Raw genomic sequence first — 6,277 nt, 5'->3', positions numbered from 1 at the left:
ACTTAAAAAATATTATCAGATATTTTCCAAATTCAAGAGGTGACTCTTAGCGCGTAGCGTTAAAGTTGAGGCACCTTGCGCAAAGAAAATGGTAGCACTACGTGCTTGTCATTAATTCTTTGCACAATATTTGCTTGGTGAAAATAGCGTTTTGGACCCACCTGATTCCATGCCGAACTCAGTAGTGAAACGAAACAGCGCCGATGATAGTGTAGCATTTGCTATGTGAAAGTAGGACATTACCAGGCTTCAAATTGTAGAAAGCTCGACTAGAAATAGTCGGGCTTTTTTACGTCTGCAGAAAAGTAAAAGTAGGGGCGCAATGTACACTCAAATTAATACCTAGCATCTAGGCCGGAGGAGGATAAGACTCTCTACGCTAAAAACACGCTGACTGCACTTCAGAGCTCTCTAAACCAAATCAATAATTCAAAAAAATTATACATACCACTATGGATAACAAATATAATTTTGCTTTGTTAGTGGCTTTGATTTAGGATCAAAATAGTTTAAAACCAAGAACTAACAGCCTGTGTATAGATTATTAATTAGCGCCATCTCCATTTTATTTTGTTTTTCTGTTTCGGCAGTTGAAGTAACTGATCTATATCAAGATATTTTAAAAGTAGATGATAAAAGTCGAGACACCCGATTAGCAGCGAGTCGTAAAGCTTTGCTCAATGTTTTAGTGAAAGTAAGTGGTGACGAAACTGCAGATCAAAACAAGCAAGCACAGCAGCGCACGAAAGATATTTCCGATTATATGCTCAAATTTGAATATGACGAGAGAGCAAATGGACAATTAAAACTCGTGGTTAAATTTGAAGCTCGAAAGATCAATGCATTAATTAAAGAGCTTAACTTGCCTTTATGGGGAGTACAGCGTCCGTTAGTTGCAATATGGTTAGGTATTGAAGACAATTGGCGCAGAGAATTAGTAACTCAAGAAAGCTACCCGCAATTAGAGCAGTTAATTTATGACAAAGCTGGGCGTCGTGGTTTACCGGTAGTTGTTCCCTTGCTTGATTTACAAGACAGACGTTTAGTGGGTATTCCAGAGGTGTGGGGTAATTTCTCAGAACCAGTAGAAGAAGCCTCTAGACGTTATAGTGCTGAGCGCAGTATTACTGCAAGAATGTATAAAGAAACAGATAGCGAAAATTGGATTTTAGATTGGCGCTTTACTAATGATGATTTATTTGATTCTAATCGATTAACGGGCGATAAACAGCAAATAGTTAGCCAAATGATTGATACGCTAGCGCGTGGTCTTGCAAGTGAGTACGCTATTGATCCAAATGCTTATTATGAACAAGCAATGGCTACATTAACATTGAAAGGCACACAAAGTTTTGTTGATATTGAACGTGCGAAACGTAGACTACTGAATTTAAGTGTTGTTACTCAGGTTACAATTGTTCGAAAAACATCAGAGTTTGTCGAATTTAAACTAAATCACACGGGAAACCTTACCGATCTTAAAAAAGGTTTAGGACTTGAATCTTCGTTCAAGGACTACAAGGATCCACGCGACTTTTACCATGTTGTTGATAAAAATAGTCTAGAGTATCAGTGGGTAACGCCATAATGTTAACGTCAGATCCTATGCAAATGGCACTGCCGGTAACACTACCGGATGACGAAACATTTGCATCGTATTTCGGTGGGGAAGATTCGTTAGAGGTTAATCATTTAAAGGATAGTTTTTTAAAGTTAGCAAAAGCGTTCCAGTACACTTACTTATGTGGGTTAGGCGATTCAGGCAAATCTCACCTTTTGTATGCGACCTGTATAAAAGCACAAGAGCGTGGCTTATCTAATATGTTATTGTCAATGCGCGAAGTGATTGATTTTGGACCTATGGTTTTAGATGGTTTAGAAGCGCTTGATGTTTTATGTATTGATGATGTACACCTAGTGGCTGGAAATGATGCATGGGAAAAAGCATTATTTAACTTTTTTAACCGGTTTAACGAACCCGGTAAAATGTTAGTAGTAACTGCTGATTTACTCCCTAGCATGCTTAATATTACGCTGCCTGATTTAGAATCTCGGCTAACGTGGGGAACAACCTTTCAAATTCGCTCTATGAGTGATGATGATAAAGCACAAGCACTTGTTAAGCGCGCTCATATGCGTGGCCTTGAATTAAGTGATGAATGTGCACGTTTTTTATTGACGCGCTTAAGCCGTGATATGCGTGCTTTACTCGATGTACTCGACACATTAGATCACGCATCGATGGCCGCACAGCGAAAATTAACAATTCCTTTTATAAAATCAACGTTAAAGCTGTAGTAGGTCTAGAATCTAGACCCTGCTTTCAGTTATCATAAGCTATTACTTAACAGCAATCACCTTCTGTGAAAGATCAGGTATCGAATGAACTTAGAAAACATATTAGCGCAAGCACTTGAGGCGGTAGCCAGTGCCAGTGAAATAGCGCAGTTAGAAGATATCAGGGTTAATTACCTTGGTAAAAAAGGCGAAATCACTAGCTTACTTAAAACGTTAGGTAAAATAGCACCTGAAGAACGTAAAGAAGCAGGCCAAGTTATAAACCAAGCTAAACAAGATGTGCAAGCAGCTATCACCGAAAAGCGTGAATTGCTAGCAAGTAAAGCACTTGAAAAAAAGCTAGCGGCTGAAACTATAGATGTAACTCTACCAGGGCGTGTTATGCCAGCTGGCGGTTTGCATCCAGTCACACGAACTATCGAACGCATAGAAAGCTTTTTCGGTGAGTTAGGGTTTGAAGTTAAATCAGGCCCAGAGATAGAAGATGATTTTCATAACTTCGATGCGCTAAATATTCCTGAGCACCACCCAGCACGTGCTGATCACGATACCTTTTATTTTAATCCTAAATTAGTACTACGTACACAAACAAGTGGCGTGCAAATCCGTACTATGGAAACTGAGCAGCCACCACTGCGCATTATTTCACCTGGACGTGTATACCGTAACGATTACGATCAAACACATACACCTATGTTCCATCAGGTAGAGGGTTTAATGGTTGATACTGATGTTAGCTTTACTGAGTTAAAAGGTATTTTGCATGATTTTTTACGTAACTTTTTTGAAGAAGATATGGAAATTCGTTTTCGTCCTTCATTCTTCCCATTTACAGAACCTTCAGCTGAAGTAGATGTTATGGGTAAAGACGGTAAGTGGTTAGAAGTACTAGGCTGCGGCATGGTACATCCAAATGTACTTAAGTCTGTGGGTATCGACCCAGAAAAATACACCGGCTTTGCTTTTGGCATGGGTGTAGAGCGCTTAACTATGTTGCGCTATGGCGTAAACGATTTACGTGCATTTTTCGAAAATGACTTAAAATTCCTAAACCAGTTCCGTTAAGAGTGAAACAATAAAATGAAATTTAGTGAAAAGTGGTTAAGAGAGTGGGTTAATCCTGCTATTGATACGCAAGCTCTTTCGGAACAGCTTTCAATGGCTGGTCTAGAAGTTGATGGCGTTGAGCCTGCTGCTGCCAAATTTAATGGCGTAGTTGTAGGTGAAGTTGTTGAATGTGGACAACACCCAGATGCAGATAAACTGCGTGTTACTAAAATTAACGTAGGTAGTGATGAGCTACTTGATATCGTGTGTGGTGCGCCAAACTGTCGTTTAGGTATCAAAGTTGCTGTTGCAACTGTAGGCGCTGTACTGCCTGGTGACTTTAAAATCAAAAAAGCCAAACTACGTGGTCAACCTTCAAACGGAATGCTTTGTGCTTTTGTTGAGTTAGGCATTAGCGAAGAAGGCGACGGCATTATGGAGTTGCCAAGTGATGCGCCAGTAGGCACTGATTTACGTGATTACCTAGGTCTTGATGACAATATTATTGATGTTGACTTAACACCAAATCGTGGTGATTGTTTAGGCATTAAAGGCCTTGCTCGTGAAGTCGGTGTTTTAAACAGTATTGACGTAAATGTATTAGATATCCCTGCGGTTACTCCAACAATTGATGACAAAGTATCAATTAAGCTAGTTAACGAAGACGCATGTCCTCGTTACCTTGGTCGTGTGATCAAAGGCATTAATCTAGATGCAGAAACACCACTTTGGATGGTTGAAAAGCTACGTCGCAGCGGCGTACGTTCAATCGATCCGGTTGTTGATGTGACTAACTATGTATTACTTGAACTTGGCCACCCAATGCACGCGTTTGATTTAAATGCGATTGAAGGTGGTATTAAAGTTCGTAGTGCAAACGCAGGTGAAGAACTTGTTTTATTAGATGGTAATACCGCTAAATTAAACGATACAACACTTGTGATAGCCGATCATAACAAAGCACTTGCAATTGCGGGTATTTTTGGTGGTGAGCAATCAGGTGTTACAGATAAAACATCTGATATATTACTTGAAAGCGCGTTTTTTAATCCTGTAGCAATTGCAGGTCAAGCACGTAGCTACGGCTTACACACCGATGCTTCACACCGTTATGAACGCGGTGTTGATTTTGCTCTACAACATGATGCAATGGAACGTGCAACAGCGCTTCTTCTTGAAATCGTAGGCGGTCAAGCAGGCCCAGTAGTTGAAGCCGTTGCGGCTGACAAACTACCAAAAGTAACTGAAGTACGTCTTCGCCGTGCACGTTTAGACCGCGTTATTGGTCATCATATTGAAGATGCTAAAGTAACCGATATTCTTACGCGTTTAGGCCTTGATGTAAAAGTAGAAAATGATAGCTGGAGTGCTGATGTACCAAGCTACCGTTTCGATATTCGCATCGAAGAAGACTTAATTGAAGAAGTAGCACGTGTTTACGGTTATAACAGCATTCCTAATGTTGCGCCAACTGCAAAACTTAAAATGACGACACATAACGAAGCAACGATTGCGCTTAGCAAGTTTCGTAATACGTTAGTGACTCGCGGCTACCAAGAAGCAATCACGTACAGTTTTGTAGATCCTAAAGCCCAAGCTATTTTACACCCAGAGTGTAAAGCAATGGTATTACCGCATCCTATTTCTATTGAAATGTCGGCAATGCGCGTGAGTTTAATGCCGGGTTTATTAGCATCTGTAACGTATAACCAAAATCGCCAACAGCCTCGTATTCGTTTATTCGAACATGGTCTTAAATTTATAAGCGACGAAAGTGCAGAAAATGGTGTATACCAAGTACCGGTTATTGGCGGTGTTATAACAGGCCTTGTAAATGGCGAGCATTGGGTTGAAGAAAAACGTAATGTTGATTTTTACGACTTAAAAGGTGATGTTGAGGCATTACTTGCAATTACTAATGATGTTACTCGCTTTGAAATTAAAGCAGAGCAGTCAGATGGACTTCACCCTGGTCAATCAGCAGTAATCTATGTTGATGGCAAAAAGGTTGGTTTTTTTGGTGCTTTACACCCTCAAACTCAAAAGTCGTTAGATATCAACAACGCAACTTTTGTTTTTGAAATTGAAATGTCAGCAATAGAAAAAAGAAATTTACCGCAGGCAGAAGGGGTGTCTAAATTCCCTTCAAATCGCCGCGACATCGCTATTTTAGTGGCGGACAGCGTTCAATCTGGTGATATTTTGAGCGCGATCGAAAAAGTTGGCGGAAATCAATTGGTTGACCTAAACTTATTCGATGTGTATAAGGGCAAAGGTATTGAGCCAAATTGTAAGAGTTTGGCGATTGCTCTAACACTGCAAGCGGTTGATAGAACGCTCGAAGAGAAAGATATCAATCTAGTAGTTGATAACGTGGTGGCCGAATTGGCCGAACAGTTTAATGCATCGTTGAGGGACTAGATATGGCGCTTACTAAAGCCGACATAGCTGAACACCTATTTGAAAAGCTCGGGATCAATAAAAAAGATGCCAAAGATTTAGTTGAAGCGTTTTTTGAAGAAATCCGCTCAGCGCTAGAAAAAGGCGAGCAGGTTAAGCTCTCTGGATTTGGTAACTTTGATCTTCGAGATAAAAAAGAAAGACCAGGCCGCAATCCGAAAACAGGTGAAGATATTCCTATTTCGGCGCGTCGTGTGGTGACCTTCAGACCAGGTCAGAAGCTCAAAACCCGTGTTGAAGTGGGTACAAGCAAAGAAAAATAAAAAAAGGCAGCGTAAGCTGCCTTTTTTTTAATTACGCTTCTGAGCTGCTTATATTAATTTGCAATAATACTTAACCTGAACTCTGGTTAAGATATTTACTAATATATTGAATCATAATAATATTTAAACTTATTTTTCTCTAGCCAGAGATTTTCAGTGAAAACAAGGCGAACTTACGCGTCAATAGCTGGCCTATTGCAAGTAAATTC

At 40.0% G+C, this 6,277-nt stretch carries 5 protein-coding genes and 1 rRNA gene; all 6 read left to right on the top strand.

Annotation, left to right across the window (positions count from 1 at the left end; genetic code table 11):
* Nucleotides 1-133: 133 nt before the first annotated feature.
* The 6 genes from rrf (at nucleotide 134) to ihfA (ending at nucleotide 6,068) form a co-directional block, all read left to right on the top strand.
* Nucleotides 134-248 (top strand): 5S ribosomal RNA (gene rrf / locus H5119_RS19630).
* A 284-nt stretch (nucleotides 249-532) separates the two neighbouring features.
* Nucleotides 533-1,588 carry a DUF2066 domain-containing protein gene (locus tag H5119_RS19625; protein WP_182703431.1) on the top strand — a complete coding sequence of 352 codons (1,056 nt, stop codon included), beginning with the start codon at nucleotides 533-535 and terminating at the stop codon, nucleotides 1,586-1,588.
* Nucleotides 1,588-2,298: a DnaA regulatory inactivator Hda gene (gene hda, locus H5119_RS19620; RefSeq protein ID WP_171037557.1), complete on the top strand. Its 711-nt coding sequence runs from the start codon at nucleotides 1,588-1,590 to the stop codon at nucleotides 2,296-2,298. Before H5119_RS19625 ends, hda begins: the two co-directional genes overlap by 1 nt.
* Nucleotides 2,299-2,382: 84 nt before the next feature.
* Nucleotides 2,383-3,363, top strand: coding sequence for a phenylalanine--tRNA ligase subunit alpha (gene pheS, locus H5119_RS19615; RefSeq protein WP_182703430.1), 981 nt, complete (start codon nucleotides 2,383-2,385; stop codon nucleotides 3,361-3,363).
* Between the two features lie 15 nt (nucleotides 3,364-3,378).
* On the top strand, nucleotides 3,379-5,766 hold the full coding sequence (gene pheT, locus H5119_RS19610; RefSeq protein WP_182703429.1) for a phenylalanine--tRNA ligase subunit beta: 2,388 nt from the start codon (nucleotides 3,379-3,381) through the stop codon (nucleotides 5,764-5,766).
* 2 nt (nucleotides 5,767-5,768) lie between these two features.
* The gene (gene ihfA, locus H5119_RS19605) at nucleotides 5,769-6,068 is read left to right on the top strand and encodes an integration host factor subunit alpha (RefSeq protein ID WP_077537572.1); all 300 of its coding nucleotides are present in this window, start codon (nucleotides 5,769-5,771) and stop codon (nucleotides 6,066-6,068) included.
* The last annotated feature ends 209 nt before the right edge of the window (nucleotides 6,069-6,277 follow it).

The sequence above is a fragment of the Pseudoalteromonas sp. SG45-5 genome (assembly GCF_014164085.1).
GTDB lineage: Bacteria > Pseudomonadota > Gammaproteobacteria > Enterobacterales > Alteromonadaceae > Pseudoalteromonas > Pseudoalteromonas aliena.
The sequence above is the reverse complement of the archived record's forward strand: the minus strand, read 5'-3'. Positions and strand labels throughout refer to the sequence as shown.